Genomic DNA, 290 nt, shown 5'->3' on the forward strand with positions numbered 1-290 from the left:
AGGATGCCATTCACCCTTTCGGCTAAAGCATTTTGATAGCAATCATATCCATCTGTCATCGAAGATTTAATGTCACCCGCTCTAAGCCTTTCTTGATAAGTGCTAGAGCAATACTGTAGACCACGGTCAGAGTGGTGGAGACATGAACAATGATATCGCCGATTTTTTATCGCCATATCGAGTGCCTTTACTACATCTGTTGCCTTCATCTCGTTGCTCAGTTCATATCCCATAATTTTTCGACTGAACGCATCAGTCACCAATGATAGATAGTGAACCCCTTCCTCTGA

At 42.8% G+C, this 290-nt stretch carries 1 protein-coding gene; it reads right to left on the minus strand.

Annotation, left to right across the window (positions count from 1 at the left end; all coding sequences use genetic code 11):
* Nucleotides 1–290: DDE-type integrase/transposase/recombinase (locus BLO31_RS14280; protein ID WP_139159014.1), on the minus strand; the 290-nt coding region annotated here is incomplete at both ends.

The sequence above is a fragment of the Vibrio sonorensis genome (assembly GCF_001854765.1).
GTDB classification, from domain to species: domain Bacteria; phylum Pseudomonadota; class Gammaproteobacteria; order Enterobacterales; family Vibrionaceae; genus Vibrio; species Vibrio sonorensis.